Origin of the sequence: Gilliamella sp. B3172 (assembly GCF_026536465.1) — a bacterium.
Lineage (GTDB): Bacteria > Pseudomonadota > Gammaproteobacteria > Enterobacterales > Orbaceae > Gilliamella.
This window is the reverse complement of record NZ_JAFNOA010000028.1, coordinates 1-736: the sequence shown is the minus strand read 5'-3', so window position 1 is coordinate 736 and position 736 is coordinate 1. Positions and strand designations below refer to the sequence as shown.

The following is a 736-nucleotide window of genomic DNA, read 5'->3' as shown; positions in this document are numbered from 1 at the left end:
CCTGATTATCAAGTATTTTATCCTTAGTCTCTTTATAATTTCCACCACCTTGTTCAACATTTCCTTTTCCGTGTTGTAGCTCTAACTCTGTTTTGTCTAATGGTTTGTTGACAGCAGTTCCCTTTCCGGCATTTGTTGCAGTTTTTCCGATCAACTGCTTGGTGTTACCGAATACTTTTTGTATTCTAGGCAGAGTAATCCCAGCTCCAACTACACCATGAACTGTCATCATGCTACCCATATAATAGCCAGCCATTTTTTGTGCATCTTCTTCGTTGTAACCCCAACGCTGAAAAGATAACACCACGCCATCATAGATACTGCGCAATTCATTTGCTTCTTTTGATGTTGATTTTAATAAATGGTTTATTTCCTGATAACCTATTTGAGTTTCCACAGGATATAAATAGGTATATCGTCGGTAGGTCTTCAATGCATCATAAGCATTTTGGCGTTCTGTTGCACATGCCTGACTATTAGCATCAACACAGGCTTCTAACAAAGCATTTGTCGTGCTTTCATCTTTTATTTGAAGCTCTAATAATTTAAGTTTTTCAGAATCAGTTATTGTTCCATTTTTTTCTTTATATTTTAGACTTTCTTTAGTCTGATGATCTGACGAATTTAAATAATTATTCTCAACCGCATTCTTCCCGGCAGCAATCGCCGCACCGGCAGCGCCGGTATCACCGCCACCGGCGGCAATCGCCAGGCCGGCTGCCAGCTGGGCGAGGGC

Annotated in this window: 1 protein-coding gene; it reads right to left on the bottom strand. The window is 40.6% G+C overall.

The window, feature by feature from the left end; genetic code table 11:
• On the bottom strand, positions 1-736 hold a 736-nt coding region (locus J3U37_RS12055; protein WP_267375127.1), incomplete at both ends, for a VENN motif pre-toxin domain-containing protein.